General features: G+C 62.1%; 20 protein-coding genes and 1 tRNA gene. 7 read left to right on the forward strand and 14 right to left on the reverse strand.

Features of this window, described 5'->3' with window-relative positions; all coding sequences use genetic code 11:
- Positions 1 to 6: 6 nt before the first annotated feature.
- The 7 genes from ACP148_RS16000 to ACP148_RS16030 form a co-directional block, all read right to left on the reverse strand.
- Positions 7 to 654 (reverse strand): phosphoribosylanthranilate isomerase, encoded by a 648-nt coding sequence (locus ACP148_RS16000; RefSeq protein ID WP_421952238.1) that lies wholly within the window; start codon positions 652 to 654, stop codon positions 7 to 9.
- Positions 654 to 1,004: a lipopolysaccharide assembly protein LapA domain-containing protein gene (locus ACP148_RS16005; RefSeq protein ID WP_421952237.1), complete on the reverse strand. Its 351-nt coding sequence runs from the start codon at positions 1,002 to 1,004 to the stop codon at positions 654 to 656. The genes ACP148_RS16000 and ACP148_RS16005 overlap by 1 nt, the downstream gene beginning before the upstream one ends.
- Positions 1,005 to 1,151: 147 nt before the next feature.
- Entirely contained in the window at positions 1,152 to 1,433 is a 282-nt protein-coding gene (locus ACP148_RS16010; protein ID WP_014132614.1) for an integration host factor subunit beta, read from the reverse strand.
- A 72-nt stretch (positions 1,434 to 1,505) separates the two neighbouring features.
- Positions 1,506 to 2,432: a signal peptide peptidase SppA gene (gene sppA / locus ACP148_RS16015; RefSeq protein ID WP_421952236.1), complete on the reverse strand. Its 927-nt coding sequence runs from the start codon at positions 2,430 to 2,432 to the stop codon at positions 1,506 to 1,508.
- A 34-nt stretch (positions 2,433 to 2,466) separates the two neighbouring features.
- A complete protein-coding gene (locus ACP148_RS16020) occupies positions 2,467 to 2,979 on the reverse strand; it encodes a GNAT family N-acetyltransferase (protein WP_421952235.1) in 513 nt (170 codons plus the stop codon).
- The gene (locus ACP148_RS16025; RefSeq protein ID WP_421952234.1) at positions 2,976 to 3,374 is read right to left on the reverse strand and encodes a VOC family protein; all 399 of its coding nucleotides are present in this window, start codon (positions 3,372 to 3,374) and stop codon (positions 2,976 to 2,978) included. Before ACP148_RS16025 ends, ACP148_RS16020 begins: the two co-directional genes overlap by 4 nt.
- Positions 3,375 to 3,376: 2 nt before the next feature.
- Positions 3,377 to 3,679 (reverse strand): ArsR/SmtB family transcription factor, encoded by a 303-nt coding sequence (locus ACP148_RS16030; protein WP_425033573.1) that lies wholly within the window; start codon positions 3,677 to 3,679, stop codon positions 3,377 to 3,379.
- Positions 3,680 to 3,807: 128 nt separating this feature from the next.
- On the opposite strand from ACP148_RS16030, the gene ACP148_RS16035 reads away from it, so the two are divergent.
- From ACP148_RS16035 to ACP148_RS16050, 4 genes are all read left to right on the forward strand, one after another.
- Positions 3,808 to 4,686: a division plane positioning ATPase MipZ gene (locus tag ACP148_RS16035; RefSeq protein WP_421952232.1), complete on the forward strand. Its 879-nt coding sequence runs from the start codon at positions 3,808 to 3,810 to the stop codon at positions 4,684 to 4,686.
- A gap of 225 nt (positions 4,687 to 4,911) precedes the next feature.
- On the forward strand, positions 4,912 to 5,262 hold the full coding sequence (locus ACP148_RS16040) for a hypothetical protein (RefSeq protein ID WP_421952231.1): 351 nt from the start codon (positions 4,912 to 4,914) through the stop codon (positions 5,260 to 5,262).
- A gap of 211 nt (positions 5,263 to 5,473) precedes the next feature.
- Positions 5,474 to 6,463 (forward strand): GSU2403 family nucleotidyltransferase fold protein, encoded by a 990-nt coding sequence (locus tag ACP148_RS16045; RefSeq protein ID WP_421952230.1) that lies wholly within the window; start codon positions 5,474 to 5,476, stop codon positions 6,461 to 6,463.
- 109 nt (positions 6,464 to 6,572) lie between these two features.
- The gene (locus ACP148_RS16050) at positions 6,573 to 7,760 is read left to right on the forward strand and encodes a hypothetical protein (RefSeq protein WP_421952229.1); all 1,188 of its coding nucleotides are present in this window, start codon (positions 6,573 to 6,575) and stop codon (positions 7,758 to 7,760) included.
- A gap of 369 nt (positions 7,761 to 8,129) precedes the next feature.
- Here ACP148_RS16050 and rpsA read toward each other — a convergent pair whose 3' ends face one another.
- From rpsA to aroA, 3 genes are all read right to left on the reverse strand, one after another.
- Positions 8,130 to 9,833 (reverse strand): 30S ribosomal protein S1, encoded by a 1,704-nt coding sequence (gene rpsA, locus ACP148_RS16055; protein WP_421952228.1) that lies wholly within the window; start codon positions 9,831 to 9,833, stop codon positions 8,130 to 8,132.
- Positions 9,834 to 10,053: 220 nt separating this feature from the next.
- A complete protein-coding gene (cmk, locus tag ACP148_RS16060; protein WP_421952227.1) occupies positions 10,054 to 10,695 on the reverse strand; it encodes a (d)CMP kinase in 642 nt (213 codons plus the stop codon).
- Positions 10,692 to 12,041: a 3-phosphoshikimate 1-carboxyvinyltransferase gene (gene aroA, locus ACP148_RS16065; protein WP_421952226.1), complete on the reverse strand. Its 1,350-nt coding sequence runs from the start codon at positions 12,039 to 12,041 to the stop codon at positions 10,692 to 10,694. Before aroA ends, cmk begins: the two co-directional genes overlap by 4 nt.
- 270 nt (positions 12,042 to 12,311) lie before the next feature.
- On the opposite strand from aroA, the gene ACP148_RS16070 reads away from it, so the two are divergent.
- From ACP148_RS16070 to ACP148_RS16080, 3 genes are all read left to right on the forward strand, one after another.
- On the forward strand, positions 12,312 to 12,752 hold the full coding sequence (locus tag ACP148_RS16070) for a TIGR02300 family protein (RefSeq protein ID WP_421952225.1): 441 nt from the start codon (positions 12,312 to 12,314) through the stop codon (positions 12,750 to 12,752).
- Positions 12,753 to 13,051: 299 nt separating this feature from the next.
- Positions 13,052 to 13,127, forward strand: a tRNA-Ala gene (locus tag ACP148_RS16075).
- A 364-nt stretch (positions 13,128 to 13,491) separates the two neighbouring features.
- Positions 13,492 to 14,097: a YdeI/OmpD-associated family protein gene (locus ACP148_RS16080; protein WP_421952224.1), complete on the forward strand. Its 606-nt coding sequence runs from the start codon at positions 13,492 to 13,494 to the stop codon at positions 14,095 to 14,097.
- Between the two features lie 416 nt (positions 14,098 to 14,513).
- Here the strand turns inward: ACP148_RS16080 and ACP148_RS16085 are convergent, their stop codons facing one another.
- The 4 genes from ACP148_RS16085 to ACP148_RS16100 all read right to left on the reverse strand — a co-directional run bounded on the left by ACP148_RS16085 (position 14,514) and on the right by ACP148_RS16100 (position 18,008).
- A complete protein-coding gene (locus tag ACP148_RS16085) occupies positions 14,514 to 16,166 on the reverse strand; it encodes a TadG family pilus assembly protein (protein ID WP_421952223.1) in 1,653 nt (550 codons plus the stop codon).
- Between the two features lie 3 nt (positions 16,167 to 16,169).
- Positions 16,170 to 16,610 carry a TadE family protein gene (locus ACP148_RS16090; protein ID WP_421952222.1) on the reverse strand — a complete coding sequence of 147 codons (441 nt, stop codon included), beginning with the start codon at positions 16,608 to 16,610 and terminating at the stop codon, positions 16,170 to 16,172.
- Positions 16,611 to 16,775: 165 nt separating this feature from the next.
- A complete protein-coding gene (locus ACP148_RS16095; RefSeq protein ID WP_425033574.1) occupies positions 16,776 to 17,027 on the reverse strand; it encodes a GlsB/YeaQ/YmgE family stress response membrane protein in 252 nt (83 codons plus the stop codon).
- A gap of 48 nt (positions 17,028 to 17,075) precedes the next feature.
- Positions 17,076 to 18,008: a LysR family transcriptional regulator gene (locus tag ACP148_RS16100; protein WP_421952221.1), complete on the reverse strand. Its 933-nt coding sequence runs from the start codon at positions 18,006 to 18,008 to the stop codon at positions 17,076 to 17,078.
- Positions 18,009 to 18,016 lie beyond the last annotated feature (8 nt).

The raw sequence follows: 18,016 nt of genomic DNA on the forward strand, positions 1-18,016 counted from the left end.
AAAACCTTATTGTGCCGCCGCCCGGGCGCTGGCGATGAACCGGGTAATCAGCCCGGCGTCCTTTACGCCCTTTTCGCGCTCGACGCCCGAGGAAACGTCGAGGCCGAAGGGTTTTAAGGTTTTGACGGCGCGGGCGACATTGTCGCTGTCGAGCCCAGCGGAAAGCATGAAGCGGATGGCAGGGTCAAGCGTTTCGAGCAACGACCAGTCGAATGGCGTTCCCAGCCCACCGGGACGGGTGGCGTTTTTCGGGGGTCGCGCATCGAGAATGAGCCGATCGGACACCGGACGAAAAAAGGGCACCTGGCGCACGTCGTTTTTATCGCCGATGGGCAGCGCCTTGATGATTTTCAGCCCCGTGCGCTCGCGGATATCGGCGACGCGGCCCTTGGGCTCGGACCCGTGCAGCTGGAGCCATTGGGCACCGGTTTCGACGGCGGCGGCAATGGTATCATTGTCGGGATCGACAAGCAGGATCACCGTTTCGATGCGGTCACCGGCGTGGGCAACGAGCGCGGCGATCGTATCGAACGGGAGATGGCGCGGGCTTTTTTCGAAATGCACGAACCCCACCATGTCGGCGCCTTCGGCGATGACATGGTCGAGGATTTGAGGGGTTTTCACCCCGCAGATCTTGATGATGGGCTGATCCATCAGACCAATTCGTCCGTGGCGAGCAGCGCTGCGTCGGGCTGATGGGCCGGGGCGCGACGGGAGCGTTCGAGATCGGATTTGAGCTTTTCGTTTTCGCGGCGCAGGCGGCGCTCTTCCTTGCGGTGCCGGCCTTGCGTAAACCAGACAGCCAGACCGCCGAGCGAGATGCCGACGAACAGCACGGCATAGATCACCAGAAAAAGCGGCACGCCGAAGCCGGGCGCTGCCGCATCGGGCGCGACAAGCGGATTGAAATTGACGGCGACCATGTGCCGGTTGGCCAGTGCGAAAACGAGGACCAAAAGGCAGAGGGGCACGAGAACGAGCCAGCCGACGATGCGTTTGCGCATAGAATTACTGTCCAATTGCCGCTCAGGCGACGATGAAAAAGCCGCCGGCGCTGCCGGGTACTGGATCCCGGATCAAGTCCGGGATGACGATGGTGACAAGATCGAGCTTATCATCCCCGTTCGCGACGAACAGCGTTTTGAGCCTATTCAGCCGCCGTTGAGCCGCTCGCGGATTTCCTTGCCGGCTTTAAATTGCGGCACGTATTTTTCGCCCACATCGACCTGTTCGCCGGTGCGGGGGTTGCGGCCGACGCGGGCCGGGCGGTTCTTGACGGAAAACGCGCCGAAACCGCGCAATTCAACGCGATCGCCGCGGGCCAGCGCGTCGCCGACCTCATCGAGGATGGCGTTGACGATGTTTTCGATATCGCGATGGAAAAGATGCGGGTTTTCCGCCGCGAGTTTTTCGATGAGTTCGGATTTGATCATGATCTGTCGCACGCCCCCCGGCGCAGTTGGGGTGTTTGACACCCTCGGGCTAAAGTGTTGTGGCCTTGTCAATTATCGGGCTTGAGGGTGCCAAAGCGAAACCAGCCCGTCAAGCGGCAAGCCGGGCCAGCCGGTTTCGCCAAACAGCGAACCAAGCACCAGATCGAGCCAGCCGGGAGGGCGCTGGCGGGGCCAGACCGGGACGATGTCGAGGTCGGGGTCGATTTCGTGCTCGGCCTGCAGCCAGGCGAGCGCTTCGGGCTCGCCGCCGGCCGCATCGATCAGCCCCGCATCAATCGCCATGACGCCCGAAAGGATGCGGCCATCGGCCAGGGCAAGGGTTTGCGGGCGGGTGATGCCGCGGCGCTCGGCGACCAGATCAACGAAATACTGGTAGGAGGAATCGACGAGCTCGGCGAGGGAATCGCGCACCTGGGGGGAGATCGGCTCGTCGAAATCGGGTTTGCCCTTCAAAGGCCCGGAGGCGACCTTGTCGAGATCGACGCCGAGGGTTTCAAACAGGCCCGAAGCATCGACGTGCTGGTAATAAACCCCGATGGAGCCGACTATGGAAAGATTGCGCGCATAGATGCGATCGGTGGCAATGGCCGCCATATAAGCGGCCGAGGCGCCCAATTCGCCGATGGTCGAAACGACAGGCTTTTGTTCGGCCAGGGCGCGCAGGGCGGCATAAAGCTCTTCGCCGCCCGCCGTGGTGCCGCCGGGAGAATTGATGGCCACGATGACCGCGGAGACCGAATCGTCTTCGGCGAGGTCTTCGAGCAGGGCCGTGCGCTCGGGGTCGGTGATGATGGTGCCCGAGATGGTGACGCGGGCGATCACATCGCCAACCGGGTTCATCAGCGGGGAGAAGCGGGCGAGGGCGACCACCAAAGCGATGGCCAGCACGACGAAGGCAAAAATCCGCCAGCGACCGCGCGAGCGGCGCAGCGCACGGGTTACGGGAATGGTCTCGACAGGATCGTCCTGGAGCGACATGGGGGCGTCCGGGTTGGTTATGTCCCCAAGATGGCTACCGCTTAGAAGGCTCGGGCGCAAGTTGGCGGGCAATCATATAGCGCGCGTCGGAGGCATAGCTGGCCAGTTTTTCCGCGAGGCGGGGATCATCGGTGACGGAAAAGCCCATGCGGGTCCAGAAGGGAACCGAGCCATTGACCGCGGCGAGGCTGAGGGGACCGAAGGGGGCGGCGCGGTGGCTCAGGATCTCGACGATCTGGCGAGCCGCGCCGCTGCCGCGCGCGGCGGGCAGCAGGGCCAGATCGTGGATATAGAGCGTGTCGCACGGCTCGGGCAGGCGACCAAGGACCGTATTGAGCGCCGGGATACTGCAGAGCCGATAGGGGTGGGCAAGGACATAGCCGGCAGGGGCGGCGCCGATTTCGAGCAGGAAGCAGAAATCGGGCGCGACGGCCTGGCGGTCGGCGAAAACTGCATCATCCTCGGGAAAGTCGGGATGCACTTTTTTGGCGATTGCCGAAACGGCGGGGATGTCCGCAACACGGAGCGGGCGCCAGTGGGCCGTCACGGCTGGGCGGCCATTTCGACGATCTGGATCAGGTTGCCGCAGGTGTCGTCGAGGACGGCCATCTTGACCGGGCCGGCATCGGTGGGCGGCAGGGTGAAGGTGACACCAAGTCCCGTGAGGCGCTCATATTCGGCGTTAATATCGTCGACCTGAAACGAGGTCAGCGGGATGCCATCGGCGACGAGGGCCTGTTTGAAAGGCGTCGTGGCGGGATGGCCGGAGGGTTCGAGCAGGAGTTCGACCCCATTGGGCGCATCGGGGCTGACCACGGTGAGCCAGCGGTTTTCGCCATCGACGGGGATATCGTTCTTTTTGATGAAGCCGAGCCTGGTGGTGTAGAAATCGAGGGCCTTGTTCTGGTCGTCGACAAAGACGGATGTGACGTAGATCTTCATTCTCATTCCTCCTCGAAGGATTTCAGCCAGCCCGATTTGAGCTCGGCGATGGGTGCCGTGTTGAGGCGATGGAGCTTGGTTGTGCCCTGCCATTCGATTTCGATCAGCCCGGCCTGCTCGAGCGCCGTCAGATGCCTCGAGAAGCCCTGGCGGGTCTGGCCGATGCCGTGATTGGTCACAACACGGGTGAAAAGCTCGAACAGGGACTGGCGGTCACGCTTGCCCAGTTCGGCGATGATGGTCCGCCGGGTGGTATCGCCCAGGGCGCGGAACAGGCGGTTGAGGGTTTCGTCGGCGGTTGTCATGGCGACGTTATGCAACATATTTGTTGCATAGTTAAGAGTTGTGGGAAGAGCGTTTCGGTTAAGGTCCCGTTAACCCTATCGGGGCCTGATGGGCCGATGGTTTATTGGCTGATTTGGGGTGCATGAGGATGGGGCACAAGAGCGCGCATATCATTGCGGTGAGCAATGAAAAGGGAGGGTCAGGGAAATCGACGACCTCGCTGCATCTTGCCGTCTATCTGCTCCATTTCGGGTTTGCGGTGGGGACGGTGGACGTGGACAGCCGCCAGCAGACGCTGACGCGCTATGTGCGCAACCGGCGAACTAGCGCCGAGGCGCGTGGCCGCGACGTGCCGATGCCCAGGCATCTTTATATCCCGACGGCGTGGGGCGATTCGATTTCGGAAAACCAGGTGGCCGAGCGCGAGATTTTCGATCGCTCGGTGGCGGGATTGCGCAAGGAGGTCGATTTCATCGTCATCGACACGCCGGGGTTCGACTGCAATCTGGCGCGGGCGGCGCTCGAGATTGCCGATACGCTGGTGACCCCGCTCAACGATTCGATGATCGATCTGGACGTTCTGGCGCGGATCGACGAGCAGAGCGGGCAGCCGATCCAGACCAGCCCCTATTCGCGCACTGTGCAAAAGGCGCGCGCCGAGCGGCTGGAGCGCACCGGCGAGACGATCGACTGGGTGCTGGTGCGCAACCGGATTGCGCAACTGGGCTCGCGCAACGCCAGCGAGGTGCAACAGACCATCGAACTGATCGCCGAGCGGTTAGGATGCCGGGTGGCCGATGGGATCGCCGAGCGGGTGATTTTCCGCTCGCTTTTTAAGCTGGGGATGACCGTTTTCGATCCGCTCGATGCCGAAACGCTGGGCGCTGCGCCCTCGATGTCGCACGTCAATGCGCGGCAGGAATATCGGAAACTGGTGGCGGCGATGCGGCTGCCGGTGGGTCTGCCGGTGCCCGAAGCTGACAATGAGGCGAGCGCGGCGGCAGGGGCCGAGCGGCGTTCGGCTTAGAGGCTGGGGCCGGCTTGCTCCCTTTTTAAACTGGGAAGCGTTGGGCCCTCGCGCATAGCGCTCCGGGCGTTCGCGTCTCAAATCGCTCCACTGGAGCGATTTGCCTGTGGACGGCACTCACTCCCCGGGTCAAGCCCGAGGATGACGGTTGGGAAAGGGCGTAACCGGATGACGGAGGCCATGGCAGGCGCTAGTCTGCCTCGATGTCGATCGAGGAGGACTGCCATGCCCCATTTTCTGGCCGTTTACACGATGAAGCGCGAGGATCTCGCGCGGTTTCGCCAGATGCCGAAAGCCGAACAGGACGCGGTTGACGCCAAGGGGGTGCCCCTGTGGCAGGAATGGGAGAAAAAGAATGCCGCCCATCTGCGCAATCTGGGCGGCATGGTGGGCAAGACCACACGGGCGACCAAGGACGGAGTTGTCGAAGGCGTCAACGATTTCTGCGGCTATGTGATCGTCGAAGCGGACACGGCAGAGGACGCGGCGCGGCTGTTTCTGGACCATCCCCATATCACGGTTTTTCCGGGGGATGCGGTCGATATCATGCCGTTTCTGACGGGGCCGGACTTGTAGGGCGGGGCGACCAGCCGTGTGTGCATCGGGAAATTTTTTGCTGCACACGAGGCCGTAGGGGTATCCACTTATTTTGGAAGCGCTCCAGGCCAAAAAGCAGCATCGGCTGCTAGAGCATTTCCAAATGCCTAGCAATTTTCAATTTTGATAGGCATGATGTGCCAAGCAGAAATTGGAAATGATAGGCATGGCTTTATTCAGCAGCATCGCGATGAGCGCCTATACCGACCTGGTCCGGCTGTTAAAGGACGATGCCGTATCCGGTGTTAAAGGCAAACCGACCCTGAAGCAGCGCGGTGACAGGGCATACTGGTACGCTGCGCGCCGCGTCGGATCAGAAATGCGCTTTTTTTACATCGGTGAAGACAGCGACGAAACGCGGGCGCGCATCGAGGGCATCGCGGAACTGCACGCGAAAGCCAAGGAGCGGCAGGATGAACGGGCGCGGCTGGTCCGCCTGCTGCGCGCGGAGGGCATGACGCCGACCGACCGGGCGACCGGCTCGATCCTGTCCGCCATGGCGGGCGCAGGAACGTTTCGGCTGGGCGGGACAATCGTCGGGACCAACGCATTTCGCCTGTACGAAGGTGAGCTTGGCATCCGCCTGCCCCTGGGCGGAATGGCAAACACCGGCGATATCGACATCGCCCAGTTCGGAAAACTCAGTCTCGCTCTGGAGGACAAGGTCGATCCGGGACTGGCCGAGACGTTCTCGGCGCTGAAATTCGATCCGATGCCGGGACACGGTCCGGGTCGCACCTGGCGTTGGGCGCAAGGCGGCAGTGGCCAATTGGTCGAATTTCTAACCCCCGCGTTCGGTGAGGAAACCATCCGCGACCTGCCCGCGCTCGGCGTTAATGCGCAGGCGCTGAACTACCTCAATTTCCTGATCGCCGAACCGATCCACGCAGCGGCCATCTACCGATCCGGCATTCTGGTGCAGGTGCCCCGCCCCGAGCGGTTCGCGATCCACAAGCTGATCATCGCCGACCGGCGGCGCGACGGCGCAGGCAGCCTCAAAGCGTCGAAAGACCGGGAACAGGCAGCGTTTCTGGTGGCGGTACTGGCGCAGGACCGGCCCGACGACCTCGCTGAAGCCTATGAGGACGCCCTATCGCGCGGCCCGCGCTGGCGCGAGCGGATCGGGGCGAGTTTGAGGCGGATGCCGGAGACGGCGGAGGTGTTGAAGGGGTTGGGGTGAAGGGGCAGTTGTCACGGTCGCTGTCGACCTCAACCCCCGCTGCTGATCGTAGACGCGTGAACAACGTCGTGTGAGAATAGCGGCATTTAACAGCGACCAGAGGGGCAGTATGACATTGGTTGTTATTTGGCGTCAGGATAACGCTTTGAATTCAATAGCTGATACCCGAGTGACCAATTGCGATACCCTAGTGCTCACCGACTTTGCCCCTAAGCTCTTTTTAATAAAGGTGCATTGCGAAACTGGCCCAATCAATCACCGCCATTCACACGAATTTACTATCGGGTTCGCATTCGCAGGCTATGTTTCGGCGGCAACTTATGTGCATGCCGCGGCTTCAGCTGCTTGCTCCAATCTAGTCGCCGAGGAGGCTATCGCCCCCCCTCCACTCAAAAATATCGCTGAACTAGTCAGACAAATATATGAGCGGATCGTTCTGGATATGCATTTTCGTCGACCGAGAGATGCGCAGCTAGTGCTTAATTCGAGCGTGCTGGTGTTTGGGTATTGCCCAGTCTCGGAAGAACTACAAAGTTTCCAAATCAAATCTGGAATAGTTGCTGGCCTTCCGATAGTCGCCATGACGGCTAGAAAGGTGGATGATCGCCATTGTGTTGCGCTTGGTTCCGGATCGCGGGCGTTCTACGCTGCTGCAAGCCAGATGGAGGAGTCGGGCGTTGTGGACCCAATTCGGGCGTTCTTAGCCGTTCATCGTGATCCAGAAGTGAAAGATGTCGGCGGCGGCATTCAGTATTTGAAAGCCGATAGGTCCTGCGCGATACTCCCTCCTGTTCTGAATATTGATCCCGCGATAGACCCGGATCACCCTAGCTATTCTCTCTTTGGGGTGAACGTAGAAAGTTTGGGCGGAGTGGCTGGCTACAAAGTTGGTCACCAACGGCCAGGCAGTGTGGTTTATGGGTTCGGCCTCGAAGATGCGATCAACCGAACCATGCTTAGGCGCTTAGAAGTTGACCCCGACGGCTTGGAAGTAACAGCAAGGCTGAAGAACGCCGCTGCAATATTTGGAGCTGTGGCGGCGGCTGCTAGAGAGAAGGCTAAGGTACGGCTCGATAAAGCTGTTGATGTGCAATCTGTACCGCTCGTCCCAGGTCAGCGATATGCTGGCCACCCATGCCCGGAATGTGGCGAATTCCTCAGGCTTTTGCCAGACACAGGGGACTTCATGCTGCTCGAGATTTGGGAGGGAGATGGACCTTTCGTCGGGCACTGTTCATGTGGATGCCGCTTCGCTTTCAGCCCGAAGGAGATAGATTCGCAAGCTACAGCACTTTAAGCGGCTGTTTCAAACCTAGCGACAAACGCATCCAAAATTGGAGAGCAGCCCTTTCAGAACCAAGATGAGACGTTCTTGCGTCGGGCATTTGGAGAACAACGGTAGCTATTTGCGATGGCAGCATTAGGCGCGGACTCTTCAACTACGCAGGTTTACTGAACGTCAGCCTATATCTTTTGACCACCCATGCCGACGCCCCCTACCGCAACTCAGACGCAAACCCTTGAGAAGGCTGCCCACCAACAACTCGGCATCAAAAAAGAGGCCCGCGCTTTCGCGCGAGCCCCTTAAAGTCAAACACACTTATTTGTGGTCGCGCTGCCGAACCGGAAAAGTGGGAGCCACTTTTCCTGGCAGCACTCCGTGCGCTTACTTCTTGTCCTGGCCTTTCAGCGCAGCGCCAAGAATGTCGCCCAGCGAAGCGCCGGAGTCCGAGGAGCCGTATTGGGCGACGGCTTCTTTTTCTTCGGCGATTTCAAGGGCCTTGATGGACAGGCCGATGCGGCGGGTCTTTTTGTCGAACTGGGTGATGCGGGCATCGACCTTTTCGCCGACGGCGAAGCGTTCGGGGCGCTGGTCTTCACGGTCGCGGCTCAGATCGGAGCGGCGGATGAAGGCGGTGAGGTCGGTATCGGCGAGGCGCACTTCGAGGCCACCATCGGTAACGGCGGTGACTTCGGTGGTGACGATGGCACCCTTGCGGAGGCCATCGGAGCCGGCAGCGGCATCAGCCATCGCATCGGAACCCAGCTGCTTGATGCCGAGGGAAATGCGTTCCTTGTCGATATCGACGTCGAGAACCTTGGCCTTGACGATATCGCCACGGTTGTAATCCTCAAGCGCTTCTTCGCCCGGACGGTTCCAGTCGAGATCGGAGAGGTGGACCATGCCGTCCACATCGCCGTCGAGGCCAATGAACAGGCCGAATTCGGTCTTGTTCTTGACTTCGCCTTCGATCTCGGCGCCGACGGGGAACTTGTCGGCAAAGCTTTCCCACGGATTGGAGAGGGTCTGCTTGAGGCCGAGGGAAATGCGGCGCTTTTCGGGATCGACTTCGAGAACGACCACTTCGACTTCCTGGGAGGTCGAGACGATCTTGCCCGGGTGGACGTTCTTTTTGGTCCAGCTCATTTCCGAGACGTGGATCAGGCCTTCGATGCCCGGCTCGAGTTCGACGAACGCACCGTAATCGGTGATGTTGGTCACGCGGCCAGTGAACTTGGCTTCGACCGGGTACTTGGCGGCAATGCCTTCCCAGGGGTCGGCCTGGAGCTGCTTCATGCCCAGCGAAATACGATGGCTTTCCTGATTGACGCGGATGATCTGGACCTTGATGGTCTCGCCGATCGCCAGGACTTCGTTGGGATGATTGACGCGGCGCCACGCGATATCGGTGACGTGCAGCAGGCCGTCGATGCCGCCCAGATCAACGAACGCACCGTAATCGGTGATGTTCTTGACGACGCCTTCGACCACCTGGCCCTCTTCGAGCTGCTGGACGATTTCCGAACGCTGTTCGGCGCGCGATTCCTCGAGAATGGCGCGGCGCGAAACGACGATATTGCCGCGGCGCTTGTCCATCTTGAGGATCTGGAAGGGCTGGGGAACGTTCATCAGCGGAGCGATGTCGCGGATGGGACGGATATCGACCTGGGAGCGCGGCAGGAAGGCCACGGCGCCATCGAGATCGACGGTGAAACCGCCCTTGACCTGGTTGAAGATCTGGCCTTCGACCTTTTCGCCCTTGTCGTAAAGGACTTCGAGGCGGACCCAGCTTTCTTCGCGGCGGGCCTTCTCACGGGAGAGGACAGCCTCGCCCATCGCGTTCTCGACGCGGTCGACATAGACTTCGACTTCCGAGCCCACGGCAATGGTGCCGTCGCGGCCGGCGGCGCCGAATTCCTTCATCGGCACGCGGCCTTCGGTCTTCAGTCCAACGTCGATGATGGCGAGGTCTTTTTCGATCGCGACGACCTTGCCTTTGACAACGGTGCCCTCGACGGGATCGATGTCGTGAAAGCTCTCGAAAAGGAGCTGTTCGAAATCTTCTGCAGATGCGGTCTGGTTAGCCATTAAAACTCCATTCCGAGCGGCCTGCCCGGAACATTGGGTTGGTGTTGACGATGTGAATAAGAATTTGCCGCAATCAAAGCGGCGCTCCACCCCATATGGGATTGGCAGCGCTGATTTTCAAACCGGCGAATACTGACAGGGCAGGTGAACCCTTAAGGCGGGTTCGGGTGCGAAAGATTTGTGGCCCAACGCCGCAAGCTTGGATTTTGCCTTCGCTCTTTTAAGAGCGGGCCGACTTGCGGGCGATAGCCGCCTCCACTTGCGCGATGGCTGCCGTAATGGCGGCTTCTATATCCAAATTGGTCGTATCGAGCAAGACCGCATCGTGCGCGGGGTGAAATCCGCCATGGGGGGCGGCGGCGTCACGCGCGTCGCGGGCCTTAATATCGGCAAGAAGCTTTTCGCGATCGACATTCTGGCCGCGCGCCTCGATCTGGCGGGCGCGGCGGTCGGCGCGAATGTGGGCGTCGGCGACGATAAACAGCTTGGCGTCGGCTTCGGGGGCGATTGTGGTGCCGATATCGCGGCCATCGAGCACGGCGCCGAGCGGCTGGGTTGCGAAATCGCGCTGGAAGGCAAAGAGGGCTTTGCGCACGCCAGGGAAGACGGCGATCTTTGAGGCCAGAACGCCCACTTCCGCACCGAGCAAATATTCGGGGTCGATGGCGGCGGCGTCCAGTTCCTGGGCGGCCCTGGTGGCCAGCGCCTCGATGCCGGGGGCATCGATATGGGCTTTGACCGCCAGCCCGACGGCCCGGTAGAGCAGGCCGGTATCAAGGTGCGGCAGGTTAAAGTGCCGGCCCAGCGCGGCGGCGATGGTGCCCTTGCCCGAAGCCGCCGGTCCATCGACCGCGATAATCATGCGGCGTCCTCGCTTCTCGAAAAGCCGGCGCCCAGCCGGGTGAAATCGGGCTCGAAACTGGGGAAGGACGTGGCGATCATCCTGTCGTCATCGACGGTGACGGGTTTGTCGGCGGCCAGGCCCATGACGAGAAAGCTCATGGCGATGCGGTGATCGAGATGGGTTGCGACACTGCCGCCGCCGGGAACGGACCCCTTGCCGGTGACGGTGAGGAAATCTTGGCCCTCCTCGCAGACAACGCCATTGGCCTCGAGCCCGCGGGCGACGGCGGCGAGGCGGTCGGATTCTTTTACCCGCAATTCCTCGAGCCCTTCCATGTGGGTGACGCCTTCGGCAAAGGCGGCAGCGACGGCAAGGACCGGGTATTCGTCGATCATCGAGGGGGCGCGGGAAGCGGGGACCGAGACACCCTTGAGCGCCGAATGTTTGACGCGGAGGTCGGCGATATCCTCGCCGCCCGAGACGCGGCGGTTCTCGATTGTGATGTCGCCGCCCATTTCGATGAGCGTATCGATCAGCCCGGTGCGGGTGGGGTTCATCAGAACGTTTTCGATGGTCACCTCCGAGCCCGGCACGATGAGGGCCGCGACCAGCGGGAAGCCGGCCGAAGACGGATCGCCGGGGACGATCAGTTCCTGGGCCTTGAGATCGGGCAGGCCGGCCACGGTGATGGTGCGCACGCCATCTGCATCGGTGGCGACGGCAATATCGGCGCCGAAGCCTTCAAGCATCTTTTCGGTGTGATCGCGGGTCATGATCGGTTCGATGACCGTGGTTGTGCCGGGGATGACCAGGCCGGCCAGCAGAACGCAGGATTTGACCTGGGCCGAGGCCATGGGCACGCGATAATGCACCGGCACGGGATCGGCTGGGCCCTTGAGGGCTATGGGCAGGCGGTTTTCATGGTGCTCGACAACTTCGACGCCGATGGCGCGCAGCGGATCGAGCACGCGGCCCATGGGGCGCGCCGAAAGCGAGGCATCGCCCATAAAACGGGTTACGAACGGATAGGCGCCGACAAGCCCCATGGTCAGGCGCACGCCGGTGCCGGCATTGCCGAAATCGAGATCGGCCTGGGGCGCGAGAAAACCGCCGACGCCCAATCCGTCGATCTGCCAGGTCTCGCCGATCTTTTCGACCCGGGCGCCAAGAGCCTGCATGGCGCGGCCCGTCGCCAGCACATCCTCGCCTTCGAGCAGGCCGGTGACGGTGGAGCGGCCGAGCGCCATGGCGCCGAACATCATGGCGCGGTGGGAAATCGACTTGTCGCCGGGCACCCTTATGGACCCGGAAAGGGCGCCGGCATTGTGACTGGCGCGCGGACGCGGCGGGAGGGCATGGGACATGGCAAACGAACCGGGACTGGAAAGGGTAAAAACGAGGTCGGGCTTAGCATGATCGCATCTGCCTGCCAATTGCGGGCAGGGCCGCTTAAATTTTGGGTTTGACAGCAGCGAAAATTTCACGCTAACCGAACCCCAACGTGGCCGCCCTTTCCTATCCGGGGTGTTGCGCCCACACTTTATGCCTGTTGCGCCCCTTAATAAAAAGCCGATAGCGTTTTTCGGGGCGCTCGAAATGCCAACCCTACAGCAGCAGATGAATGGGGAATTGCCTTGGCCAGTGACGAACGCGGTACCAAGCGGACATGCCCGGTGACGGGCAAGAAATTTTACGATCTGGGCAAGGACCCCGTGGTCTCGCCCTATACCGGCAAATCCTATCCCCTGAGCTTTTTCGAAGCCGCTCAGGAAAAGGCGGCCACCAAGTACGGCGCCAAGGAGCGCAAGGCCGAGAAGGTCGCTGAGGAAGAAGAAGTCGAGGAAGCCGATGTGGATGTCGCCGCCCAGGAGGCGGGCGCCGAAGTCATTTCGCTCAGCGACGCGGAAGCCGATAGCGACGACGATGATGACAATGACGACGACGATATCCCCGATGTCGAGGACGTCGAAGTGGACGAAGATCTGGGCGGCGACGACGACGACAGCTTCCTGGAGACCGATGACGACGAAGACGACATCGATTTCGACGTCGAAGTGGATGATGACGAGCGCTAAAGCGCTCGATTGTTTTGCCTCACGGGCCGCACCGCGCGCGGCATGACGCGCTAAAGCCGCGCTATGCCGCGCGCTGGCCCTCCGGCAGGGCGGCGAACGGTCGCCGGGCTCCTCGGCTTCGCCTCGTCGGGTCGGGCAGTTGCCGGTTGGCGGGGCACGGATAGTACGCGCAAGAAAAATTTGCGACGCAGGGTGAAATTTGCTCTTGCGTCGCAAAACACTTCTCACTAGGTTCCGCCCGTTCGCTCAGGGCACCTGAGGGACCACCCGGACGGCGCCTGATGCGCCACCCAAGATTTGGGGCCATAGCTCAGCTGGGAGAGCGCCTGCATGGCATGCAGGAGGTCAGCGGTTCGATCCCGCTTGGCTCCACCATTCTTCCTTTGATGTTGACGTTTTTCGGGGGCGCTGGCGCCGCGAATTGGTTTGTTCCGTCTCACGGGCTGCGCCGCTCACGATATGACGCGCGCCGGCCCTACCGCGGGGCGGCGAACGGTCGCCGGGGTCCTCGCCGCGCTCTTCCAAAGCCACTCGGCATTGCACAAGGAAGGCCCCCTCACCCGTCGCTTCGCGCCGACCTCTCCCCCAAGGGAGAGGTAAGAAACGCCGCAAGCCCCCGTGCTTCACCTCTCCCCTTGGGGGAGAGGTCGGATGGCGTAGCCAGACGGGTGAGGAGGCCTTCCTTCCTCCCTTGCACGCAAGACGCCTCGCTGTAGAGTCGCACAAAAGAGGAGTCGTCATGCCGCCCGTCATTCCAGATCCCGACAAAATTCGTCCGTTTGCCGATTTCGATAGCTTTTATGGCTGGCTGGCCCAGCATGGGGGCGCCTGGGATGAGGTTTGGGTTCAGTTTTTCAAGAAGGGCTCGGGGGTCGAGACGATCACCTATGAGGAGGCGGTGCGGGCCGGGTTGTGCTGGGGGTGGATCGACGGGATCAAGAAAAAGCACGACGAAAAATCATACCTTTTGCGCTTTACCCCGCGGCGCAAGAAATCGATCTGGAGCCAGATCAACACCCGGCATGCCGAAAAGCTGATCGAAGACGGGCTGATGCGCGAGCCGGGGCTGATCCAGGTCGAGGCCGCCAAGGGAGACGGGCGCTGGGACGCGGCGTATTCGTCGGGAGCCGAGTTCACCATGCCCGAGGATTTTGTCGAAGCGGTGCGGGCAAACCCCGAGGCGCTCGCGGTTTATGAAACGCTCAACCGCGCCAATCTCTATGCGCTGATGTTCCGGATCAACGGGGTCAAGAGGGCCGAGACGCGGGCCCGCAATATCGAAAAATTCGTCGCCATGCTGGCGCGGGGCGAAACGCTCCATCCCAATGGCAAGGCGAAGGGGTAGCGCGAGCATTTAAGTCGTCGACTACCGGGATGCTGCTGGGCCCCGGCTTTCGCCGGGGCGGCGAAGGTGGCGGCTTGAAGCGGATTACAAAATCGATCGTTCCCACCGGCGTCGTCCCGGACGAAGACCCGAGTCAACGGCGGACTTGTTGGATTCTATCACGAATGCCGAGTGTACTGGATCCCGGCTCAAGGCCGGGATGACCAAGGGGGGGTGTGGCGGCGAGGATGCAGACCCTCGGCTTTCGTCCGGGCAGCGTGGGTGGCGAAGTGGGAAATCGAACTTCACACCGGCGTTGTTCCGGGCGCCGAGGCGATGCTTCTATCACGAACGCCGAGTGTACTGGCTCCCGGCTCAGGGCCGGGATGACCAGGGGAGGGTGTGGCGGCGAGGGTGCCGGAACCCCTTCGGGAACCTTATTGCACCAGGGCGGCGTTGCGGCAGTCGAAGCCGTGGACGGCCACATCGACTTCGCCCAGCCCGATGCCCAGAGCGTCGAACAGCACCATCAGGACCTCATCGAGGACCAGCGGGACAGGGTCGAGCAGGGTTTCCACGGTGCCGAGCGCGCCCGAAAGCAGGGAGCCGAGCAGGTTGATCGAAAGAAGCTCCAGCTCGAGATCGAGATCGCCGATCAGCGCGCCGGTAAGGCTCGAGACGGGTGTTTGCGTGGCTGCCGTGCGCACGGTGCCGTTGGCGGCGTCAAGGGCGGTGAAATAGAGCGGAACAGGGCTCGTCTGGCTCATTGAGATATCGGCGCGGGCACTGACCCGAGCGATGCCGCCCAGAAGCGAGACGATCGGGGTTTTGGTGATGACCAGCGGGCTTTGGGTATCGAGAAACGCCGATTGCGGGGTATGGCCGACGGCGAGCCGCAGCACGCCGGGGCTGGCGGCGATAGTGGCCGTGCCCTGATCGGGGCGACCGGGCGGGCAGGACAGGCTGGTCATCTGCGCCTCGGCGGGGGCGAGTTCGGCATAGATGGGCAGGCTGATGTCGAGAAGACCCAGCCCGCCGCCATTGCCCAGAACCGAGATATCGAGCCGGAGCCGGGTCTGGGCGGTGCGCAGGTAATCGCCCTCGCCCGATAGCGTGAACCAGCCGGTGACCGGCGGCTCGCCAATCACAAGCGCCATATCGATGCCCGCGATGCCCGGCACGCCGGCCCCCAGTTCGAGGCTGACATAGCGGTTGCCATCGGCCACCAGCGCGGCGGCGGACAGGAGCCCGAGCGCATCGACGCTGGCCTCGACGGCCGCCGAGGTGCCGAGCGCCAGTCCGGCCAGCCCCTCGGCGACGATAAGGCGCGCCATATCCACACTGATAGAATCGTCAATCAGCCCGGCCAGATTCACAAGAACCGCATTGCCTCCCGAAGCAGAGGCGATGGCGGCAGCGATGGCGCCGAGCGAGACGTCGGCATCGAGCAGTTCGGAATAGGTGCCGACCTCCAGATCGACTTCACCGGCCAGCGCGTCGAGAAAGTCGAGGAGCGAAATATCGACACTGGCGATGGCGTTGTAGTCGAGGAGCGTCAGGGACAGCTCGGTGCCCAGGAGGCCGCCCAGCACGGCGTTGAGCACGCCGCCATCGAGGCTGGCGAGGCGTGAGCCGATGGACCAGGCGGCCTGGGGCGTGGCGCTGGCGGTGGCCACAACACCGATCCGGGGCGGGGGAAAGCCGAAAATTGAAGCGAAATGAACGGTGCCCTCACTGCGCAGGGTGACCCGGGCCGCGTTGACGGGGCCGGTATCGGGGGCGAAACGATCAGCGGGCGCGAGCGATGGATCGGGGGCGTAATGGCCGGTCTGGACGATGATTGTTTCGGGCAGAAGGTCATACCCAGCATCGGCCAGCGCCAGCCGCACGCGGTCAGCGGCGTTGGCGGGACTGGCGGCGGCATGGATGGCGGCCAGATCGGCGGCCGATTGCAAGCGACGCTTTTCGAGGTGAAGCGAGGCTTCATCGACGGCGAAAGCGGCAACGCCGAGCAGCACCGGGGCGCCGGCGGCAAAAAGCGTTACGACATTGGCCCTGATATCGGCGAGGAAGCGGGCGAACGGGTCCATCGATCACACCCCGCCATTGCGAATGGTGGAGGAAAAACTGATGGTTTTGCCGGGCAGGGGCAAAGGGGGATGGAGGTTCCAGATGGGAAGCGCGGAGGCATCATAGCTGATGCTGACCAGGAACTGGTCGGGATCGGACGGGCTGGGGGTGGCCTGGATGGTCAGGCGATCGGGGTCGAGCAACACATAGGCCGCGCCATTGCCGGCGAGGAAGGCATTGGCCAGCGAGATGCGCTCGGCGTCCGAGAGCCCGGCAACCGCGGCACGGGCCGCGTCGGCGGCCAGCTGCTGGACCGAGTGGGCGGCACCGAAATAGATGCCATAGCCAATGGCGCCGAACATAAGCAGCAGGAAAACGGGTGCGATCAGCGCGAATTCGACGGCGGAGGTGCCCGCCTCGCTACACCATTTTTGCCGCGAGGGCAGACGGCGGCCGTTTGGCATGAAGTCCCCCTTTGTGTCGGTGGTCGGGGGAAAAATAGAAGGCAAACGCTACCAAGTGGTCTTTGGCGGCCTATGGATATCGACCAAGGGTGACTCTACCAAGGCACGAAAAAGACCGGCGCCCTGGGACGGGCGCCGGCCTGAATATCGCTTTTTGCAAACTTTTTAGCGTCGAACGGCCCTGACAAGCGCGATGAGAATGCACGCGCCGATCAGCCCGGCAATCAGATAGCCAAACCAGCCGCCGAACGAGATTCCGATAATACCAAACAGAAAGCTGGCAATCGCCGCACCGACGATGCCGAGAACGATGTTAAGAAAAATTCCCGTGCCGGTCTTCATGATGGCCGAAGCTATCCAGCCAGCCAGACCGCCGATGATGATGGCTGCAATCCAGCCAATTCCTGCGTCTTCCATTTTGTCCCCACAACAGCATTTGAAGGTTCGTCCCGAAAAAGGACGATATTATAACGCGCGAGGAGGCGAACTGGTTGCGTCGAGCTCCAATGGCTTGCGCATCATGGCGTGGAAACCGGCAACGAGCGTATCGAACACGGCGCGGACGCGCGGCACGCGGGCCAGGTTTTCATGGGTGACGATCCAGGTGCCCATTTCGACCGGTGCGTAACCGGGCAGGATGCGCACGAGGCGCGGGTCGGCCTCGCACAACGGAACCTGCGCCACGGCGATGCCCACCCCGGCCCGGGCCGCGGCGATCTGGGCCGGATGACTGTCGGTGCGCAGCACCATGCGGTTGAAGGCAAAGGTCAGACCCAGCCGCTGGGCAAGTTGGAGATCGAGCGGATCGCGATCGGGCCCGATCATGTCGTGATCGGCCAGATCCTCAAGCGTTTCAGGCCGGCCGCGACGCGCCACATAGGCGTGGCTGGCAAACATGCCCAAAGGAATGGTTGCAACCTTGCGGGCCACAAGCGCTTTCTGGTCCGGCGCGACCGTGCGGACCGCAAGATCGACCTCCTGGCTCAACAGGTCGGCCCGCAGATTGGATAATGAGAGCTCGATGCGAATGGCCGGGTGCGACGTCCGGAGAGTTTCGAGCATCGCGGGAATGACTTCGATGCCCATGAACTCGGGCACGCTCAGGCGCACGATGCCGGCGATTTCCCCGAAGGGCGCCGAAGCGCGGCGCGTAAAAACCTCCGACGCGATGGCCATGGCGCGGGCCGGCTCGCGCAGGGCCTCTGCCGCCTCGGTGGGCGTGAGCCCGGTCATCGAGCGGGTGAACAGTACGGTGCCCAGATCGGTTTCAAGCGCCTCGATGCGGCTGCGGACGGTGGGGTGGGACAGACCAAGTCGGCGTGCCGCGCCCGAAAGGCTGCCCGCTTCGAGGACAGCGAGGAAAATGCGCTGGTCGTCCCAGGTGACGGCTTGCTTCATAAATTTCT

This window comes from Pelagibacterium sp. (assembly GCF_965249125.1).
Classification (GTDB): Bacteria; Pseudomonadota; Alphaproteobacteria; order Rhizobiales; family Devosiaceae; genus Pelagibacterium.